This window comes from Pseudomonas sp. H1_D05 (assembly GCF_054682705.1).
This window is the reverse complement of record NZ_CP162825.1, coordinates 2,149,312-2,168,256: the sequence shown is the minus strand read 5'-3', so window position 1 is coordinate 2,168,256 and position 18,945 is coordinate 2,149,312. Positions and strand designations below refer to the sequence as shown.

Here is an 18,945-nt window from a genome sequence, read left to right as displayed (position 1 = left end):
AAACAGATGGAATAATGCCACTTAACTTCTTTTTTCAGGGATCTTGCGGCAAACAGCGTCCTTCAGCTTAAGTGCTATTATTCTGGCAGTTAAGGTTTAAAAATGAAGGAATACTGCCACATGGCCAAGAAAACAGCGCCGCTTTTGCCCTCCACTGCTCGGCTGTTGGTCGACCTTGGTGAACGACTGAAGCTGGCTCGCCTACGCCGCAAATTGACGGCCAAGCAGGTCGCCGAAAGATCAGGCATGTCGCTGACAACCTTGCGCCATCTGGAGTCAGGTGGATCAGGCGTCACCATCGGGGCCTACTTGTCGGTCATGCAAGTGCTGGGGCTGGAAAAGGATCTGAACAAACTGGCTGCATCCGATGAAATGGGTCGCCAATTGCAGGATGCGCAGTTAATGCCTGCAACAAGATCCGCAGCCAAAAAAACCCAGCGAGTACGAGCAGTCAGTGCGGCAAAAAAGGGCACATCCGAACACGCCGGGACTTCAAACGTTATCGATGCCGCCACTACCACGAAAATTCCGGCTGACTTCCCATTCAACACACACTCACTCTCCAGCCTTTTGAACACGAAGAAAAAGGCCGGCCCCCCAACAGGTGAAGAATGACGCTGATTGCTGTTTATGCAGACTGGGAATCCTTGAAAGGCGCCAGACGCCTCGGATTTCTACACGCAAGGAAAACACGCAACACCAACGTGTTCGAATTTGAGTACGACCCTAAGGCGTTGGCCGATCCCGAGTTGAGTTCCATAACTCTAGACCCGCGCATCGGCCCCTTCGAAGGCCGCCAATTCCCCGGCGAACATCAGAGCCGCTTTGGCGTCTTTGCAGACTCGAGCCCCGATCGTTGGGGCCAACTGCTGATGAAACGCCGATTGGAAAGGGACATTCGCGACGGCTTGCTCCCCAGCAACAGCAAGTTGTTTGAATCCGATTACCTGCTTGGCGTCCACGACCTGTTCCGTGTCGGCGCCCTTCGCTACAAACTCAATGACGAAGGCAACTTCCTCGACGACCGCGACGGCGTTGCCGCCCCACCCTTTGTCGAGCTACGCGCGTTAGAGCAGGCAAGTCTCGCCCTGGAAAACGATAGGGACAACACAGCCACCGAGGGCCGCGAATGGCTAAGAATGCTCATCGCACCGGGCGGCTCGCTGGGCGGCGCCAGACCGAAAGCCAGCGTAGTCGACGAGTTCGGCCAACTGTGGATCGCCAAATTCCCTAGTACGAGAGATGACTACGATGTTGGTGGTTGGGAATTTGTAGTAAACGCTTTGGCAGTCAACTGTGGTCTGCGTGTTGCGACCGGCATGGCCCGACGCTACGCAAGCGATCACCACTGCTTCCTGGTGAAGCGTTTCGACCGAACCGAACACGGCGGCCGACATCACTTCGCATCAGCCATGACCATGACCAACCGCGTCGACGGCGACGACGCCTCAACCGGCGCCAGCTATCTAGAGTTGGCGGAAGTCATCATGGAACACGGCTCGGAACCCAACACCGACCTCCGTGAACTCTGGTCACGAATCGTCTTCAACATCCTGGTCTCCAACACCGACGACCACCTGCGAAACCATGGTTTTATTCTGGATCCTGGTCGGGGATGGCGACTGTCGGCAGCGTATGACATGAATCCGGTAGCGCATGCGGATGGGTTGAAGCTGAACATCACTGATTCTGACAATGCTTTGGATTTGGAGCTGGCGAGGGAAGTGGCGGAGTATTTTCGGGTTAACCGCTCAGACGCTGAAAGCATCATTCAGCATTTTAAATCTGTAATTAGCCAGTGGATGGCATTAGCTAGTGCTTTGGGTCTATCTAGACGCGAACAAGAAAAAATGGCGTCTTCCTTCAACATTAAAATTTTCGAGTAGCTGCTTGAAAATAAGAATACACGCACAACTCCATAGCCTCACCAAAGACCTTATTCGAAAGAATAGACACATCCTCTTATCAAAAACCTCACCTCAATCCCACCAAAAAATGGACAGAACCAAAAAATAGACTAAGTTTAAGCAGATATTTAGCATTTTAGTCATCCAGTTTATTTTGATACGTCAATAAAACTTTCTCAGTCTATAGACCAGAAATCCTAAGACAAAATATCGAGACTAGCTTAATGAGTCGTGTGGCGGACAGCACAATCAAAGGTTTCTTATATCAATTCAATAAGACACTAATAGAGATATTAGACTCCGACCATAACAAAGAAATAACAATAGAAGGAATAATAGAGGATATAGACATAGAATCATCCTCTGGAGATATAATTGCAATCCAATGCAAATACCATGAGTCAGTTGCTAATTTTACAACCAGTGTAATTTACAAACCTCTACTGCAAATGGCAGAAGCTTTTTCTAAGCAGACAGCTCCAGCAAATATTAAGTACAAAATTTTCATACATATACCATCCGAGAAAGAATCGATCAGACATATTACCCCAGCAGAAATTGACGCGGCATTAGCAACCCAAGACGTTAACCTTATAAAAATCGCAGGTCGAATTACACGCCCATTCTCATCCAGCAACTTTGCCACATTGGTAGAGTTAGAGTTTGGTCCTTCTCTTGATACTATCGAAGAACAGGTAAAGAGAAAACTTGACTTGCTTGAAATAAAAGCGTCTGACACAAACTGCATTCTTTACCCAAACGCAGTGAGTCAAATTGCAAAAACATCTAGTCAATCCAATGAAAACGATAGGAAGACAACAAAACTCAAACTGAAGGATTTCCTATCGAAAATAACCAGTACTGCAATCAATAAATGGACACTTGCATTAAAAAATAAAAAAGAGCTACTCCAAGCAACGCGAAAGCAATTAAAGAGCAGCCTAAATAATAACTCACAAAGTCGATACTTTTACTTTGAACAAAACACCATAAAAGATTTTTCAACTCACATCGTAAGTTTCATAAGCAACTACATATCAATTTATCATTGCAAGCCCACACACATAAAACCTCCATTATTTGCAATTAACTGCACACTAGTAACATTGCAAGACATCGAAGCTCGCCTATATACAAAAAACATTAAATCAAACACAGGAATAATTGGCGCTAACTTTGTTCCAGAAAAATTCTGGAAAGACCCATTAGTAAAAAAAGCCAACAATAGAATTGAAGATATTGAGTTTCACCTAAGGCTCCTTGCATTAGCCGATTATCCCAATGGACTGGATTACAAAAAAGGGGATGATTTTTTCTTTATTTGCAACGCAATTCCAATCGATATAGATATAAGCGATACCAATGCATACCTAGTGGGAGTGAATGACTTCCGAGAACTAGAATACATCATGCAATTGAGGGAAACTTATGAGTAATTTAGGATATGTTGTATCCAGTTCGCCAACATCCATAACAATCGAAATAAACGGATTAGAAAATTTCGAAAAATTCAAACCTTCCTTACAAGTTGGAAAGTTTTTAAAAATCGAAGATGGCAATCACAACTTCGCTGTAGCTTCGATAAGAAACATAAGTAGCCAGCATATCAACAAAGAAGGCGAGTTAGAGTGGAAATTTTCCATTGAAGCCTCTCCCACTGGAGCTTTAACTAGAAACGACGAAGATCAGTTCATCTTCACCCGAGGCACGCAGGTGTTACCTGTCCCAACGGAAAAAGTACATATATTTGAACCCAAAGATCTAGATTTTATTTTTTCTAAAGATGGGAACTTTAATTACAAAATAGGTACTCTATCAAACAATAAAGCAATAGATTTTCATGTGGACGGGGATAAATTTTTTGGTAAGCATATCGGAATTGTAGGCTCGACGGGTTCTGGAAAATCATGCACTGTTGCTAGGATCCTTCACAACGCAGTCGGTATAAACGATAACAAAAATCTGAATCTCGAATGTCAAAAAAATTCGCATGTAATAATATTTGACATGCACTCAGAGTATGCATCGGCGTTCACCATGCATAACTCTCAAAATTTCAATCTCAACTTGTTGAATGTTGATGACTTAAAGCTGCCTTACTGGCTAATGAACTCAGAAGAGCTTGAGTCTCTATTCATAGAAGGAAACGAACAAGGTGCCCACAACCAAATCTCACAATTCAAAAAAGCCGTAATTCTCAATAAAGAGAGGTTCAACCCTGAACTCGGATCCATAACCTACGATACGCCAGTATATTTCAGCATCAGAGAAGTATTTAACTATATAAAAAATAAAAACAACCTAACCACTTACGAGAAAAACGGAAAAACTTATCTAGCGTCTCTTAACTCATTAACGCGCGAATATACTGAAGACTGTCTATGGGAGAATATTTTCTTCGAGACATCAACCGCAAACTCCAAACATGCAGTCATTGGGGAAAAAGTTTCAAAAGATGGCGGTTTTAATGGAGAATTTGATAGATTTGTATCAAGATTAGAGACAAAACTTAATGATAAGAGGTTAGGCTTTCTACTGAACCCGACAAAACCAACTGGCGGGGGAGAATACGAAACTAAAGACTTTGAAGAAATACTCAAGCAGTTTTTGGGCTATTTAGAAAAATCCAACGTAACTATAGTTGATCTCAGCGGAATCCCATTTGAAGTACTGAGTATAACTGTAAGCCTTATTTCTCGTCTCGTATTCGACTTTGCATTTCACTATTCAAAATTAAAGCATAAAAAAGACGAGACGAACAATGTTCCATTTATGATAGTTTGTGAAGAAGCCCATAACTATATACCTCGCTCAAATAGCGCAGAGTTCAAAGCATCAAAAAAATCCATTGAACGGATTGCTAAAGAAGGTAGGAAATACGGGCTTAGTTTGATGGTGGTCAGTCAACGACCTTCAGAAGTATCAGACACAATATTTTCACAGTGCAGCAATTTTATTTCTTTAAGACTCACCAACACCATAGATCAGGGCTATATAAAAGCGCTGCTCCCAGACAGCGCTGACGGATTGGTTGACCTACTTCCTAGCCTAGCGCAAGGAGAAGCACTAATAGTTGGTGACGCAGTCTTGATGCCTAGCCTGGTTCGTTTAGAAAAACCTAATCCTGAACCAAAATCAGCAAGTGTTAATGTGTATAAAGAATGGAATGACAACTGGCAGGAAGTAGTGTTTTCAAGTGTCATTGAACGATGGAGAAAGCAAGATATGACTGGTTCTTAAAATAAACCCACAAAAAAACCGCCCCTAAAGGGCGGCTTTTTCATTCACAACAAACCAATCTTACAACTTCGGCCCAGCAGCCTTGATCGCGTCGCTCACTTCGAACTTCTTGAAGTTCTCGATGAACAGACCGGCCAATGCCTTGGCAGCCTCGTCGTACGCAGCCTTGTCAGCCCAGGTGTTGCGTGGGTTGAGCAGGTTGGTTTCAACGCCCGGTACGGCCAGTGGCACGTCGAGGTTGATGGTGTCGAGGTGTTCGGTGGCTGCACCGATCAGCGCGCCGCTCTGGATCGCTGCGATCACCGCGCGGGTGGTCGGGATGTTGAAGCGTTTGCCGACGCCGTAGCCGCCGCCGGTCCAGCCGGTGTTGACCAGGTAAACCTTGGAGCCGAAGCCGCGGATGCGCTTGATCAGCAGCTCAGCGTATTCGCCAGCCGGACGCGGGAAGAACGGTGCGCCGAAGCAGGTGGAGAAGGTCGACTTGATGCCGCTGCCCGAACCCATTTCAGTCGAGCCAACCAGTGCGGTGTAGCCGGACAGAAAGTGGTAGGCCGCTTGTTCTTCGTTGAGGATCGACACTGGCGGCAGGACGCCGGTCAGGTCGCAGGTCAGGAAGATCACCGCGTTTGGCTCGCCGCCCAGGTTCTTCTCGGAACGCTTGGCAACGTGCTCCAGCGGGTACGCGGCGCGGCTGTTCTGGGTCAGGCTGACATCGGCGTAGTCGGCGTGCTTGGCGTCGTCGATGACAACGTTTTCCAGCACTGCGCCGTGCTTGATGGCTTTCCAGATCACCGGCTCGTTCTTCTCGGAGAGGTCGATGCACTTGGCATAGCAACCGCCTTCGATGTTGAACACCACGCCTTCGCCCCAACCGTGTTCGTCGTCACCGATCAGGTAACGGCTTTCGTCGGCCGACAGGGTGGTTTTACCGGTGCCCGACAGACCGAAGAACAGGGTCACGTCGCCTTCTTCGCCGATGTTGGCAGCGCAGTGCATTGGCAGCACGTCAGCGGCCGGCAGCAGGAAGTTCTGCACGGAGAACATGGCTTTCTTCATCTCACCGGCGTAACGCATGCCAGCGATCAGCACTTTCTTCTGTGCGAAGTTGAGGATCACGCAACCGTCGGAGTTGGTGCCGTCACGCTCAGGCACGCATTCGAAGTTGGCCACGTTGAGCACTTGCCACTCTTCACGACCGGCCGGGTTGTACTGGGCCGGGTTGATGAACAGGCAACGACCGAACAGATTCTGCCAGGCAGTCTGGGTGGTCATTTTCACGGCCAGGTAGTGATCTTCCGCCGCGCCTACATGCACGTGGGACACAAAGTGCTCTTGCGCGTTGTTGAAGGCTTCTACGCGAGCCCACAGCGCGTCGAACTTGTCGGCCGGGAACTTGCGGTTGATCGGGCCCCAGGCGATAGCGGCCTGGGTGGAAGGCTCTTCAACGATGAAACGGTCAACAGGCGAACGACCGGTGCGGTGACCAGTGCGAACAACCAGAGCGCCGGTATCGGCAAGCTCGCCCTCACCGCGGTTCAGGGCTTCTTTAACCAGATCATCAACACTCAGATCGGTGTACACGGCGTTATTGGCTTGCGTCATGAGGTTCCCCGTCGGCCAGTGGCCGAGTGTGCTCCAAACGTTTTGTAGTAGAAAGTCGTGCACTACTACCGCGAAAAAAGTGGGCCGGATTATGCCAGAAAAGCCCAAAAAGAGTAGGGTCCTCCCGTCGTAACGGCGAAATTCCGTCGTTACGCAGTGAATTTACCTGCGCTGAACCGTTTTAGTGCCGGGTATCTGACGGCGTGTCGACGCCTGCGCCAGCGAACAATTGAGCAATATCGGCTGCGTCGAACAGGTACTGCTGGTTGCAGAACTGGCAATCGATCTCGACAGTGCCGCCGTTCTCTTGAACCAATTGCTGTGCATCCTCAAGACCCAGACTGACCAGCGCGTTGCCCGAACGCTCGCGTGAGCAGGTGCAACGGAAGCGCAGATTCTGCACATCGAACAGGCGCACCTGCTCTTCATGGTAGAGGCGATGCAGGACGGTTTCGTTGTCCAGGCTCAACAACTCATCGGCGGTCAGCGTGCTCGCCAGTGCCGTGAGGTGCTGCCAGCTGGCGGCGCGCTCTTCTTCGTCTTTCAGGCGATCGGCCGGCAGTTGTTGCAGCAGCATCCCGCGGGCGCGGCGGCCGTCAGCGAACAACTTGAAGCGCGTGCCGACTTGTTGCGACATGACGAAATAGTTGGTGAAGCACTCAGACAGGGTTTCGCCATCAAGATCGACGATGCCCTGGTAACGCTGGCCAATCGTCGGGTCGACGGTCAGGGTCAGGTCACCGCCCGGCATCAGGTCGGCAAGGCTCGCGTCCGGCTTGATCCGCTCAGCGTCATAACGCGCCAGACCACGAATTTCGCGCTCGCTGGAGCATTCGATCATCAGCAGCGGGATCGGCCCTTCGGAACGCGCCTGCAGAATCAGCAAGCCATCGAACTTCAGCGTGCCCACCAGCAACGAGGCGGCCGCCATCAATTCGCCCAGCAATTGCGCCACCGGCTCCGGGTACGGGTGCTTGGCGAGGACCTCGGCGTAGCTGCGTTCAAGCGCAACCAGTTCGCCGCGCGTGTCGCTGTCATCGAAGATGAAACGTTGGGTGAAATCGGTATCCGCTAGCTCGGTCATAATTTTGGGTATCTGAATGTGGTGACAAAATGGTTACAAGGCGTGAAAATTTGCGCTTCTTGGCACTCTTTTTGGTGCCGACTGCTCTGCCATGGGAGGCATTTTATGAACAATCCGGGTTTGTTCCAATCTAGGTGGAACCTCGGCCGGCTGGTTCTGTGCAACGCAGTGCCACTGGCGCTACTGGCTTTCTGGTTATGGCCTACGGGCAACTCGCTGTGTGTGATTTTCGACGAGTGGCTGTTCCGCTTGCTCAATGCACCGCTGGCCAGCAACCCGATATGGCTCCACATCTGGGCAATTGCAAGTCTGCGTCCGTTCGACATCGTTGTCGGTCTGATCTTGCTGACGCTGCTGATCAAGGGCGACTGGGTCTTCAAGGCAATTGATGTGCGTCGTGCGTTCTTCGGTTTTTTCTCGATCCTGCTATTGATGGTGGTGATTCGCGCACTGTTTTCCAAATTCGCCGACCACATGGACTGGCAGCACAGCAGCCCGTCGATGGTGCTGGAAGGCGCGGTGCATATCAGCGATTACTTCCCGCACATGGAGAAGACCTGGGAGCTGAAGGATCGCTCGAGCCAGAGCTTTCCCGGTGACCATGCTTCGGTGCTGCTGATCTGGGCGTTGTTCATGGGCGTGTTCAGCCGCACGGTCGGGCAGTTTGTGGCGATCTGGGGTCTGGCGCTGTTGTTCATGCTGCCGCGTCTGGTGGCCGGTGCGCATTGGGGTCAGGACGATTACATCGGCGGTATGCTGCTGGCGGTGTGGGCGTTGGGCTGGGGTTACTACACACCGTTTGCTTATCACGTCTCGAATTTCTGGCTGAAGGTGACTTCGCCGATTTTCAATCTGCTGAGCAAGTTGCCGCTGGTTTCGCGAATGAGTGTGGTGCGTAGCGCCTGATACCGAGCTGGCTTCGGCGAGGGCTGCGCCCTCGATTCGCGAGCAGGCTCGCTCCCACAATTGATCAAGTATCCACTGGAGGAACCGGATCTACTGTGGGAGCAACCTTGCTCGCGAAGAGGCCAGCACAAGCAGCCCGGAAACGTCGCGCTTACTCGTCGTTGCTGCTACCCCGAAACTTGAACAAATCCCGCCGCTGCTTCTTGCTCGGCTTGCCGTCGGTGCTCACACCCAACGCCCCCGCCTTGCGCATTGCCGCGGCCGCTTCACGTTTGGCAATACTCGCCTCGGTCTCCGCGTACAACGTCTGTGCCTCCGGTGCGCCGCGCCGCACAATCGACAACGCCTCGACCTTCACCGTACGCACCTCGAACCCGGTACGAATCTCGAACTCATCGCCAATGCGCGGCTCTTTGCCAGGCTTGCAGCGCTCACCGCGACAATGCACCTTGCCGCTTTCGATCGCCGCTTTGGCCAAGGCACGGGTTTTGTAAAAACGCGCGGCCCATAGCCACTTGTCGAGACGAACCTTGTCGTCCTCTTCGCTTTTTTGCGCCATTTGAATTCCTCGTTCAGCCAGTAGTCGGAACTGTACTACCGTTTCTGTCGGGCGCAACAACTCGGCCCTCCAGATAGACTGTGATCTTGGCCGGTGCACCGGCATGGGGGTGCTCGAATGACTAAATTTCCCTCTTCATTGACTTCGACTCACACCGGTTGCCAGGGCTGCCAGCACAGTGAACCGTTGGGCTTCGATTTTGACTTTGCCTATCAACCCATCGTGGATCTGCGCGATCAGTCGGTTTTCGCCCATGAAGCGTTGGTCCGTGGGGTGAGCGGTGAAGGCGCATTCACTGTGTTGAATCAGGTTACAGAAGAAAACCGCTACCGTTTCGACCAGCTCTGCCGGACCCGCGCCATCAAAGGTGCGGCTGATCTTAATATGCAGACACACTTGTCGATCAACTTCATGCCCAACGCCGTCTATCGTCCAGAGCTGTGCATTCGCAGTACGCTCGAAGCGGCAAAAAAGCACTGTTTCCCGCTCGACCGACTGATTTTTGAAACCCTGGAAAGCGAGCACGTAGATAACTATCGCCATTTGACCAATATTCTGCGTGAATACCGCGAATTCGGCTTCAAGACCGCCATCGACGATTTCGGTGCCGGTCATTCGGGGCTCAATCTGCTGGCTGATTTTCAACCGGACCTGATCAAACTCGACATGGCGCTGATCCGCGATGTCGATCAAGACCGTGTTCGTCAGGTGATCGTTCGGGGGATTGTCACAATCTGTGCGGAGTTGGACGTTACAGTCATTGCCGAAGGCATTGAGAGCGCCGGTGAACGGGATTTCCTGGCGGACTGTGGAATATTTCTGATGCAGGGCTACTGGTTCGCCAAACCTGCATTCAAAGCGTTGGCCCGGGTTTCGCCTGAGGCCTGGACGCGTTAATCGTTGGTTTTTTCTATTGAAGACATTTGACCATTTGACCGTTGTCGGTCTGCGCGAGTGGGTGGCGCTCCCGGATTTGGGAGTCGCAGGCCTGCGAGCGAAAATCGACACCGGCGCCAGCACCTCCAGCCTGCATGCCACCGACATCGAGCCGTTCGAACGCGACGGCCAGAAGTGGGTACGTTTCACCGCGCACCTGGGCACGGTGGTGCAACTGCGTCACCGCCGCTGCGAAGCGCTACTGGTGACGCGCAAAACCATCAAAAGCTCCAACGGCCATGCCCAGGAGCGCTATGTGATTAGCACCACTCTGGCCCTGGGTGATCGGGTCTGGCCGATCGAGTTCACCCTCGCCTGCCGCAAGTCCATGCGCTATCGCCTGTTGCTCGGTTCCAAAGCCCTGATCGATGGCCATCTGGTCGTCAATCCGGGCATCAAGTATGTACAAGACAAGCCGGTGTTCCCGGTATCTACCTCTTCCACAGGTGTTGCATGAAGATCGCTGTGCTGTCGCGGAACCCGCGTCTGTATTCCACCCGCCGTCTGGTCGAAGCCGGAACCGAGCGCGGGCATGAAATGGTAGTGATCGACACCTTGCGCGCCTACATGAACATCGCCAGCCACAAGCCGCAGATCCACTATCGCGGCAAACCGCTGGAGGGTTTCGACGCGGTGATTCCGCGGATCGGTGCGTCGGTGACGTTTTATGGCTGCGCGGTGTTGCGTCAGTTCGAAATGATGGGGGTGTTCCCGCTCAACGAATCGGTGGCCATCGCCCGTTCACGGGACAAGTTGCGTTCGCTGCAACTGCTGTCGCGGCGCGGCATCGGTCTGCCGGTGACCGGTTTTGCTCACTCGCCGGATGACATTCCCGACCTGATCGACATGGTCAACGGCGCGCCACTGGTGATCAAGGTGCTGGAAGGCACGCAGGGCATCGGTGTGGTGTTGTGCGAAACCGCGACCGCCGCCGAATCGGTGATCGAGGCGTTCATGGGCCTGAAGCAGAACATCATGGTTCAGGAGTACATCAAGGAAGCGGGCGGTGCGGATATTCGCTGCTTCGTGGTCGGTGACAAGGTCATCGCAGCGATGAAGCGTCAGGCCAAGCCGGGCGAGTTCCGCTCCAACCTGCATCGTGGCGGCAGCGCCAGCCTGATCAAGATCACCCCGGAAGAGCGCATGACCGCATTGCGCGCGGCCAAGGTCATGGGCCTGGCGGTGGCGGGTGTGGATATCCTGCGTTCCAATCACGGGCCGCTGGTGATGGAAGTGAACTCGTCGCCGGGGCTGGAAGGGATCGAGACCACTACCGGCAAGAATGTGGCGGGGATCATCATTGAACATCTTGAGAAGAATGGCGGGCCGAATATGACCCGGACCAAAGGCAAGGGCTAGAGCGAAGAGCTAGAGCTAAGAGCAAGAGCCCCTCATCGGAACGCCGCCCGCCTAACCCTCTCCCGAAGGGGGAGGGGACTGATTGGGGGATATTGAAGAACTACGCCGACCTGATCCTGCTGTGCCGAATCCACAATCGCCCCAGTCTTTCAGGTCGATGTATAACGCCAGACACCTCGGTCAGCTCCCTCTCCCTCGGGGAGAGGGCTGGGCGGGCGGCGTTCCGATGAGGGGCTTTTGATCTACACAGCATCCCGCGGCAGCATCAATCCCAACGGCAGCCGCACCCGCGCTTCCAGTCCACCCCCGGACCGATTGCGCAATTCAACATTGCCGCCATGCATCGAAGCAATCCGCTTCACAATCGCCAACCCCAAGCCGGTGCCCTTACCGCCCCGGGCACGATCGCCTCGGGTAAACGGGTTGAAAATCGCTTCAAGTTCCGAAGGATCAATCCCCGCGCCTCGGTCCATCACGCTCAGCACCACATACGGCGCACTGACGTCACCGGACACATAAGCGGCTACCTCAACGCTGCCACCGGCATGGTTCAAGGCGTTGCCGATCAGGTTATTCAGCAAGCGCTTCATCGAGACCCGACGCAGCGGGAACGGCTGAATCGGCTCCAGACGCAAACGCACTTTCTCTTCATTCTGGTTGTAAGGCGCCGCCACCTCGCGCACCAGATCAGTCAGATCCACCTCCTCCACCGACTCGTCACGACCATCGCGAATAAACGCGAGAAACTGGTCGAGAATCGCATCCATGTCTTCGATGTCCCGGACCATGTCGTCCGTCAGGTCATTTCGGTCGCCCATCAATTCCAGCGACAGCCGCAAGCGGGTCAACGGTGTGCGCAAGTCGTGGGACACGCCGGCCAACATCAATTCACGCTCGCGACCGGCCTGTTCGACGTCTTCCGCCATCTGGTTGAAAGCGCGATAGACCTCGGTCATCTCGCTCGGTGTATCGCTGATCGGCAGCCGCACGCTACGACCCTGACCAAGCTGCCGGGCGGCATACACCAGACGTTTCAACGGCTGGTTGAGCTGACTGACGAAAATCCATGCAGAGGCTGTCGAGAGCAAGCCGATGGCGAGGAACCAGCCGAGCACGTTCCAGATTTTCTGGCCACGCAACGGGTGCGGATACAACGGCACCTTCAACCAGCCATCACCGAGGCTCGGCGCACGCACCCACAACGCTGGCGGCGAGTGCATGCGCAAACGCACTTCAGTGTCGGCGCCCAACTCCGCCTGCATTTGTCGCTGATAGATTTCGCTGTACGGCCAGTGCTGTTCGCCTTCCGGCACACCGGCGCCGACCACCCGGATCAGGGTCGCCGCATCAGCAATCTTTGCGCGGTTCTCTTCATCCGCAGCCCAATAGGCACGCAGCGTCAGGGCGACGCCATGGCTGTATTGGCGATCCACCAGCACGTCCTCGTTCATCAATAGATAAACCAGGGTCAGCGCCTTGGAAAACAGCACGACGATGAGCACCAGCCAAAGGGTGCGGGAGAAAAAACTTTGGGGGAACCAGACAGGGGTTTTCATCTATAACCGCTACACACTTGCAGGAGCGAGCAATGCTCGCATATTGCGGATTGCGAGTCTGCGGGCATGGCCGTTCGACCAAAACCTGCAGACCCGCTCCTACAAATCGCCGATCACTTGGTGGCGGCGCCATCCGGTACGAACACGTAGCCCACACCCCAGACAGTCTGGATATAGCGCGGCTTCGATGCATCAGGCTCGATCATGCGGCGCAGACGGGAAATCTGCACGTCGATGGAACGTTCGAGGGCATCCCACTCGCGGCCACGGGCCAGGTTCATCAGTTTGTCGCGGGTCAGCGGCTGACGCGCGTTCATCACCAGGGCCTTGAGTACCGCAAACTCACCGGTGGTGAGCATGTGCACTTCGTCGCCGCGTTTTAGTTCGCGGGTGGCCAGCGACAACACGTAATCACCGAAGGTGACGTTTTCGTCTTCGCTGCCCGGCGCGCCCGGTACTGGTGCGGCCTGACGACGCAGAACAGCTTTGACCCGCGCCATCAGCTCGTCCGGGTTGAACGGCTTGGCCAGATAATCGTCGGCGCCCAGTTCCAGACCCTTGATACGGCTCATCTCATCGCCCTTGGCGGTGAGCATGATGATCGGGATCTGGTTGTTCGCGGCCCGCAGACGCCGGCACGCGGTCAGACCGTCTTCACCGGGCAGCATCAGGTCGAGGACGACCAGATTGAAAACTTCACGCGACAGCAGACGATCCATCTGCTCGGTGTTCGGTACGGTACGGGCGCGATAGCCCTTGCTGACGAAAAAACGTTCCAGCAGGCTGCTTAAGCCCGGATCGTCGTCAACGATGAGAATTTTTTCGCCTTCAGCAGTTTGTGCAGTGCTGCTCATTGGATGCTCCTTTTAGCTCGGCGCGCATTATGGCGTAGCTGCCGTTATACGCACCGTGTGCATTGTTAGCAGATTTTTCCTTCACTGCCAGAAAACCGGGGTTTATGCCTACAGACTGCGACGCCCCCGAATGACAGAACGCTGGTTATAATGCGCGGCGTTTTGTGCCAGGCAACGTCTGAATCGTTACCGCAGGTGGCAGGCTTTTTTCCTGCCGCGCGCAGTAATTGTTCGATTTCACGGGTCAATGGGCTGCCTTTTGACCCAGGCAGCGGCAATTTTCTAGCCGCTCAACCAGACTCCGGGCCTTTATTTCCGTGCCTGCGAGCCTGATTTCACAATATGTCAGGTGGTTTTATGGACAGCATCAACAGCCGCATTGCCGAGGAACTCGGCGTACGCCCACAACAGGTCGAAGCGGCCGTCGCGCTACTCGATGAAGGCTCTACCGTTCCCTTCATCGCCCGTTACCGGAAAGAAGTCACCGGCAGCCTCGATGACACCCAGTTGCGTCATCTGGAAGAGCGCCTGCGCTACCTGCGAGAACTCGACGAACGGCGCATCAGCATCCTCGCCAGCATCGAAGAGCAAGGCAAACTCACCCCTGCCCTCGAGCGCGACATCAAACTCGCCGACACCAAGACTCGCCTCGAAGACTTGTACCTGCCGTACAAGCAGAAGCGCCGTACCAAGGGCCAGATCGCCCTGGAAGCCGGCCTCGGCGACTTGGCCGATGGCCTGTTCAACGACCCCAACCTGACCCCGGAAACCGAAGCCGCACGCTTCGTCGATGCCGAAAAAGGCGTGGCCGACGTGAAGGCTGCGCTCGAAGGCGCCAAATACATCCTCATGGAACGCTTCGCAGAAGACGCCAGCCTGCTGGAGAAACTGCGTAACTACCTGAAACAGGAAGCGACCCTCAGTGCCCGCGTCATCGCTGGCAAGGAAGAGGAAGGCGCCAAGTTCCGCGATTACTTCGAACACGACGAACCGCTGAAAAGCATGCCGTCGCACCGTGCGCTCGCCATTTTCCGTGGCCGCAACGAAGGCATCCTCAGCTCCGCGCTGAAAGTCGGCGACGAACTGCCGGGCACCATGCACCCGTGCGAGGGCATGATCGGCCAGCAATTCAACATCCAGAACCAGAACCGCCCGGCCGACAAATGGCTCGGCGAAGTGGTGCGCTGGACCTGGAAGGTCAAGCTCTACACCCACCTGGAAACCGACCTGCTCGGCGAGCTGCGTGACGGCGCCGAAACCGAAGCGATCAACGTCTTCGCCCACAACCTGCACGACTTGCTGCTGGCCGCCCCGGCCGGCCCGCGTGCAACACTGGGTCTCGACCCGGGCCTGCGTACCGGCTGCAAGGTCGCCGTGGTCGACTCGACCGGAAAACTGCTCGATCACGCCACGGTTTACCCGCACGTGCCGCACAACAAATGGGATCAGACCATCGCCATTCTGGCCGCCCTGTGCGCCAAGCATTCGGTTGACCTGATCGCCATCGGCAACGGCACCGCCAGCCGCGAAACCGACAAACTGGCGATCGAGCTGATCAAAAAATACCCAGCGATGAAAATGACCAAGGTCATGGTTTCCGAGGCCGGTGCATCGGTGTACTCGGCGTCGGAACTGGCGGCCAAGGAATTCCCGGACCTCGACGTGTCGATCCGTGGCGCGGTATCGATTGCCCGTCGCTTGCAGGACCCGCTGGCCGAGCTGGTGAAAATCGATCCGAAATCCATTGGTGTCGGCCAGTACCAGCACGACGTTTCGCAGTTGAAACTGGCGCGTGGTCTGGACGCTGTGGTCGAGGACTGCGTGAACGCCGTTGGCGTTGATGTGAACACTGCTTCGGTGGCGCTGTTGGCGCGGATCTCCGGCCTCAACGCGACGCTGGCGCAAAACATCGTCACGCACCGCGACGAACACGGTGCGTTCAAAACCCGCGCAGCGCTGAAGAAAGTCGCGCGTCTGGGCGAAAAAACCTTCGAACAGGCGGCCGGTTTCTTGCGCGTGATGAACGGCGACAACCCGCTGGATTCGTCGGCCGTTCACCCGGAAGCCTACCCGCTAGTGCAGCGCATTGCCGCTGAAACCGACCGCGATATTCGCTCGCTGATCGGCGATGCCGGGTTCCTCAAGCGTCTGGATCCGAAGAAATTCACCGACGAGACCTTCGGTCTGCCAACCGTCACCGACATCCTGCAAGAGCTGGAAAAACCGGGCCGCGACCCGCGTCCGGAGTTCAAGACTGCCGAGTTCCAGGAAGGCGTTGAAGACCTCAAAGACCTGCAACTGGGGATGATCCTCGAAGGCGTTGTCACCAACGTGACCGCATTCGGTGCCTTCGTCGACATCGGCGTGCATCAGGACGGTCTGGTGCACATCTCGGCGCTGTCGGAGAAATTCATCAAGGATCCGCGTGAAGCGGTGAAGGCCGGTGATGTAGTGAAAGTGAAGGTCATGGAAGTCGACATCCCGCGCAAACGTGTTGGCCTGTCGATGCGCATGGGCGACACCCCGGGCGAGAAAATCGACGGCGCCCGTGGCTCGCGTCCGGGCTCAGCGCAACGCCAGCCTTCGAACAACGCACCACGCAAGGAAACCGCGACCGCAGCGCCAGTGAACAATGCGATGGCCTCGCTGTTCGCCAATGCCAAGCAGTTGAAGAAACGCTGATGGAGATTCCGGCCGGGCTCGTCGAGAGCGCGTTTTTCAAGCTGTTGGGCTGCCGCCTGCACAGCCTGGAAACCGGGGTGGCGCAAGTCGCCCTGGTGCTGGAACCGGAACTGCGCAATCGCGGCGGCAAATTACACGGTGGCGCGCTGTTCAGTCTGGTCGATATCGCCATGGGGCTGGCCTGTTCCAGCACTCATGGCTTCGATCAGCAGAGCGCGACCATCGAGTGCAAGATCAACTATATCCGCGCCGTTTCCGACGGTGAGGTCATGTGCACGGCGCGGGTGATTCACCCGGGCCGACGTACTTTGGTGGTCGAAGCCGACGTGATGCAGGGCGACAAACTGGTCGCAAAAGCGCAAGGCACGTTCGCTGTCCTGTAGCTACCGGTCATCATTTTGAGTTAATTTCGGCGCAACGAACCTTGTGGGAGCGAGCTTGCTCGCGAAGGCGGTGTGTCAGGCAACCGAAATGTTGGCTGATAAACCCTCTTCGCGAGCAAGCTCGCTCCCACAGGGATTGTGCAGTTCTTGACTGACCGGCAAATGGCCTGCCGCTATAAAACCAGGCGAAAACGCCAGTTTCAACTTCACCCTTGTAGACCGTCTTGCCCACCCCCATATTGGGGCGACTGACGCGTGAAGGAATCCAAATTGAGCGAACTTCTCAACCGCCGCCTGGCTCTGCTCGGCGAGCGCGCTAACCTCTCTCTGCTCGAGCAGTGCCTGCACGGTATCGAACGTGAATGCCTGCGCGTGACCAGCGAAGGTCGCCTGGCGCAAACGCCGCACCCCGAAGCCTTGGGTTCCGCGCTGACCAACGAACAAATCACCACCGACTACTCCGAGTCGCTGCTGGAATTCATCACGCCCGCCCTGCCCGACCCGGCTGATACCTTGGCGAGCCTGGACAAGATTCACCGTTTTGCCTACAGCAAACTCGGCAACGAGTACCTGTGGAGTCCATCGATGCCGTGCCCGTTGCCGGCCGAGGAAGACATCCCGATAGCCTACTACGGCACCTCCAACATCGGTCAGCTCAAGTACGTCTACCGCAAGGGCCTGGCCCTGCGGTACGGCAAGACCATGCAGTGCATCGCCGGGATTCACTACAATTTCTCCCTGCCGGAAAAGCTCTGGCCACTGCTGCGCGAAACCGAAGGTTTTGTCGGCACGGATCGCGATTTCCAGTCGACGTCCTATATCGCGCTGATCCGTAATTTCCGCCGCTATAGCTGGTTGCTGATGTACCTGTTCGGTGCCTCGCCGGCGCTGGATGCAGGCTTCCTGCGCGGTCGGTCGCATCAGTTGGAACAACTTGATCCGGACACGCTGTATCTGCCCTACGCGACCAGCCTGCGCATGAGCGACCTCGGTTATCAGAGCAACGCCCAGGCCGGCCTGACGCCGTGCTACAACGATCTGGCAAGCTACACCGACAGTCTGCGCAAAGCCGTGGCCACGCCGTACGCGCCGTACGTTGAAGTCGGCACGCACCAGGATGGCGAGTGGGTGCAGCTCAACACCAACATCCTGCAGATCGAAAACGAGTACTACTCCAACATCCGCCCGAAACGCGTGACCTACACCGGCGAGCGGCCGATTCAGGCGCTGGTGGCCCGTGGCATTCAGTACGTTGAAGTGCGTTGCCTGGACATCAACCCGTTCCTGCCGATGGGCATCGACCTCACCGAGTCGCGCTTCCTCGATGCGTTCCTGCTGTTCTGCGCGCTGAGCGACAGCCCGTTGCTGACCAACACCTCGTGCGGCAACGCCACCTCGAACTTCCTCAGCGTGGTCAAGGAAGGTCGTCGTCCAGGCCTGCAATTGCAGCGTGACGGTGAACCGGTCGAGATGAAGACCTGGGCGGCCGAACTGCTGGAGCAGATCGCTCCACTGGCGGCGTTGCTGGATCAGAGCCATGGCGGCGATGCCCATAGCAAGGCGCTGGACGCGCAACTGGCCAAGGTCAGCGATCCGTCCCTGACACCTTCGGCGCAAGTGCTGGCGGCGATGGCAGAGCACAAGGAAAGCTTTGCGCAGTTCTCGTTGCGTCAGAGTCAGGCGCATGCGGAGTTCTTCCGTAGCGAGCCGTTGGTGGCGGATGAGCAGGCGAAGTTTGAGGAGTTGGCGCGTACTTCTCTGGCAGCGCAGGCTGAGCTGGAGCAGAACGAAGTCGGTGATTTCGACGTATTCGTCGGGTCGTATCAGGCAAGCATTCTCGCAATCAGCAACTAAAAGCCCCTCACCCTAGCCCTCTC

The 18,945-nt window shown here is 55.1% G+C and carries 16 protein-coding genes; 11 read left to right on the top strand and 5 right to left on the bottom strand.

What is annotated here, in order from left to right; translation table 11 throughout:
- The first annotated feature begins 120 nt into the window (after window positions 1–120).
- The 4 genes from AB4O11_RS09840 (at window position 121) to AB4O11_RS09825 (ending at window position 5,147) form a co-directional block, all read left to right on the top strand.
- Window positions 121–615 carry a helix-turn-helix domain-containing protein gene (locus AB4O11_RS09840; RefSeq protein ID WP_311997135.1) on the top strand — a complete coding sequence of 165 codons (495 nt, stop codon included), beginning with the start codon at window positions 121–123 and terminating at the stop codon, window positions 613–615.
- Window positions 612–1,886 (top strand): type II toxin-antitoxin system HipA family toxin, encoded by a 1,275-nt coding sequence (locus tag AB4O11_RS09835; RefSeq protein ID WP_460130545.1) that lies wholly within the window; start codon window positions 612–614, stop codon window positions 1,884–1,886. The genes AB4O11_RS09840 and AB4O11_RS09835 overlap by 4 nt, the downstream gene beginning before the upstream one ends.
- Before the next feature lie 245 nt (window positions 1,887–2,131).
- The gene (locus tag AB4O11_RS09830) at window positions 2,132–3,343 is read left to right on the top strand and encodes a hypothetical protein (RefSeq protein WP_460130544.1); all 1,212 of its coding nucleotides are present in this window, start codon (window positions 2,132–2,134) and stop codon (window positions 3,341–3,343) included.
- A complete protein-coding gene (locus tag AB4O11_RS09825) occupies window positions 3,336–5,147 on the top strand; it encodes an ATP-binding protein (RefSeq protein ID WP_460130542.1) in 1,812 nt (603 codons plus the stop codon). The genes AB4O11_RS09830 and AB4O11_RS09825 overlap by 8 nt, the downstream gene beginning before the upstream one ends.
- 60 nt (window positions 5,148–5,207) lie before the next feature.
- On the opposite strand, the gene AB4O11_RS09820 is transcribed toward AB4O11_RS09825, so the two are convergent.
- Window positions 5,208–6,749: a phosphoenolpyruvate carboxykinase gene (locus tag AB4O11_RS09820; protein WP_025110978.1), complete on the bottom strand. Its 1,542-nt coding sequence runs from the start codon at window positions 6,747–6,749 to the stop codon at window positions 5,208–5,210.
- 181 nt (window positions 6,750–6,930) lie between these two features.
- On the bottom strand, window positions 6,931–7,833 hold the full coding sequence (gene hslO, locus AB4O11_RS09815; RefSeq protein WP_093429984.1) for an Hsp33 family molecular chaperone HslO: 903 nt from the start codon (window positions 7,831–7,833) through the stop codon (window positions 6,931–6,933).
- A 105-nt stretch (window positions 7,834–7,938) separates the two neighbouring features.
- On the opposite strand from hslO, the gene AB4O11_RS09810 reads away from it, so the two are divergent.
- Entirely contained in the window at window positions 7,939–8,739 is an 801-nt protein-coding gene (locus tag AB4O11_RS09810; RefSeq protein WP_460130540.1) for a phosphatase PAP2 family protein, read from the top strand.
- Window positions 8,740–8,890: 151 nt separating this feature from the next.
- Here AB4O11_RS09810 and AB4O11_RS09805 read toward each other — a convergent pair whose 3' ends face one another.
- Window positions 8,891–9,298 (bottom strand): RNA-binding S4 domain-containing protein, encoded by a 408-nt coding sequence (locus AB4O11_RS09805; RefSeq protein WP_007917939.1) that lies wholly within the window; start codon window positions 9,296–9,298, stop codon window positions 8,891–8,893.
- Between the two features lie 117 nt (window positions 9,299–9,415).
- Between AB4O11_RS09805 and rimA the strand changes: the two genes are divergently transcribed.
- From rimA to rimK, 3 genes are read left to right on the top strand one after another with little or no spacing between them, the layout of a single operon-like run.
- The gene (gene rimA / locus AB4O11_RS09800; protein WP_093429982.1) at window positions 9,416–10,195 is read left to right on the top strand and encodes a S6 modification regulatory phosphodiesterase RimA; all 780 of its coding nucleotides are present in this window, start codon (window positions 9,416–9,418) and stop codon (window positions 10,193–10,195) included.
- 16 nt (window positions 10,196–10,211) lie between these two features.
- Window positions 10,212–10,691, top strand: a complete 480-nt coding sequence (rimB, locus tag AB4O11_RS09795) for a retropepsin-like aspartic endopeptidase RimB (protein WP_456107225.1) — start codon at window positions 10,212–10,214, stop codon at window positions 10,689–10,691.
- Window positions 10,688–11,593, top strand: a complete 906-nt coding sequence (rimK, locus tag AB4O11_RS09790) for a 30S ribosomal protein S6--L-glutamate ligase (RefSeq protein ID WP_007949201.1) — start codon at window positions 10,688–10,690, stop codon at window positions 11,591–11,593. Before rimB ends, rimK begins: the two co-directional genes overlap by 4 nt.
- A 242-nt stretch (window positions 11,594–11,835) precedes the next feature.
- On the opposite strand, the gene AB4O11_RS09785 is transcribed toward rimK, so the two are convergent.
- Window positions 11,836–13,149 carry an ATP-binding protein gene (locus tag AB4O11_RS09785; RefSeq protein ID WP_016986270.1) on the bottom strand — a complete coding sequence of 438 codons (1,314 nt, stop codon included), beginning with the start codon at window positions 13,147–13,149 and terminating at the stop codon, window positions 11,836–11,838.
- Between the two features lie 113 nt (window positions 13,150–13,262).
- Window positions 13,263–14,003: an osmolarity response regulator transcription factor OmpR gene (ompR, locus tag AB4O11_RS09780; protein WP_095123420.1), complete on the bottom strand. Its 741-nt coding sequence runs from the start codon at window positions 14,001–14,003 to the stop codon at window positions 13,263–13,265.
- Window positions 14,004–14,360: 357 nt separating this feature from the next.
- On the opposite strand from ompR, the gene AB4O11_RS09775 reads away from it, so the two are divergent.
- The 3 genes from AB4O11_RS09775 (at window position 14,361) to gshA (ending at window position 18,922) form a co-directional block, all read left to right on the top strand.
- A complete protein-coding gene (locus AB4O11_RS09775; RefSeq protein ID WP_093440637.1) occupies window positions 14,361–16,685 on the top strand; it encodes a Tex family protein in 2,325 nt (774 codons plus the stop codon).
- A complete protein-coding gene (locus AB4O11_RS09770) occupies window positions 16,685–17,068 on the top strand; it encodes a PaaI family thioesterase (protein WP_053116527.1) in 384 nt (127 codons plus the stop codon). Before AB4O11_RS09775 ends, AB4O11_RS09770 begins: the two co-directional genes overlap by 1 nt.
- 270 nt (window positions 17,069–17,338) lie before the next feature.
- Window positions 17,339–18,922: a glutamate--cysteine ligase gene (gshA, locus tag AB4O11_RS09765; protein WP_460130537.1), complete on the top strand. Its 1,584-nt coding sequence runs from the start codon at window positions 17,339–17,341 to the stop codon at window positions 18,920–18,922.
- Window positions 18,923–18,945 lie beyond the last annotated feature (23 nt).

What these genes read in the sequence shown, in the direction of transcription:
- AB4O11_RS09775 (WP_093440637.1), top strand. Translation starts at nt 14,361, where the DNA reads ATGGACAGCATCAACAGCCGCATTGCCGAGGAACTCGGCGTACGCCCA.
- rimK (WP_007949201.1), top strand. Translation starts at nt 10,688, where the DNA reads ATGAAGATCGCTGTGCTGTCGCGGAACCCGCGTCTGTATTCCACCCGC.
- AB4O11_RS09825 (WP_460130542.1), top strand. Translation starts at nt 3,336, where the DNA reads ATGAGTAATTTAGGATATGTTGTATCCAGTTCGCCAACATCCATAACA.
- AB4O11_RS09810 (WP_460130540.1), top strand. Translation starts at nt 7,939, where the DNA reads ATGAACAATCCGGGTTTGTTCCAATCTAGGTGGAACCTCGGCCGGCTG.
- AB4O11_RS09840 (WP_311997135.1), top strand. Translation starts at nt 121, where the DNA reads ATGGCCAAGAAAACAGCGCCGCTTTTGCCCTCCACTGCTCGGCTGTTG.
- hslO (WP_093429984.1), bottom strand. Translation starts at nt 7,833, where the DNA reads ATGACCGAGCTAGCGGATACCGATTTCACCCAACGTTTCATCTTCGAT.
- AB4O11_RS09805 (WP_007917939.1), bottom strand. Translation starts at nt 9,298, where the DNA reads ATGGCGCAAAAAAGCGAAGAGGACGACAAGGTTCGTCTCGACAAGTGG.
- AB4O11_RS09830 (WP_460130544.1), top strand. Translation starts at nt 2,132, where the DNA reads ATGAGTCGTGTGGCGGACAGCACAATCAAAGGTTTCTTATATCAATTC.
- AB4O11_RS09785 (WP_016986270.1), bottom strand. Translation starts at nt 13,149, where the DNA reads ATGAAAACCCCTGTCTGGTTCCCCCAAAGTTTTTTCTCCCGCACCCTT.
- ompR (WP_095123420.1), bottom strand. Translation starts at nt 14,003, where the DNA reads ATGAGCAGCACTGCACAAACTGCTGAAGGCGAAAAAATTCTCATCGTT.
- rimA (WP_093429982.1), top strand. Translation starts at nt 9,416, where the DNA reads ATGACTAAATTTCCCTCTTCATTGACTTCGACTCACACCGGTTGCCAG.
- AB4O11_RS09770 (WP_053116527.1), top strand. Translation starts at nt 16,685, where the DNA reads ATGGAGATTCCGGCCGGGCTCGTCGAGAGCGCGTTTTTCAAGCTGTTG.
- AB4O11_RS09820 (WP_025110978.1), bottom strand. Translation starts at nt 6,749, where the DNA reads ATGACGCAAGCCAATAACGCCGTGTACACCGATCTGAGTGTTGATGAT.
- AB4O11_RS09835 (WP_460130545.1), top strand. Translation starts at nt 612, where the DNA reads ATGACGCTGATTGCTGTTTATGCAGACTGGGAATCCTTGAAAGGCGCC.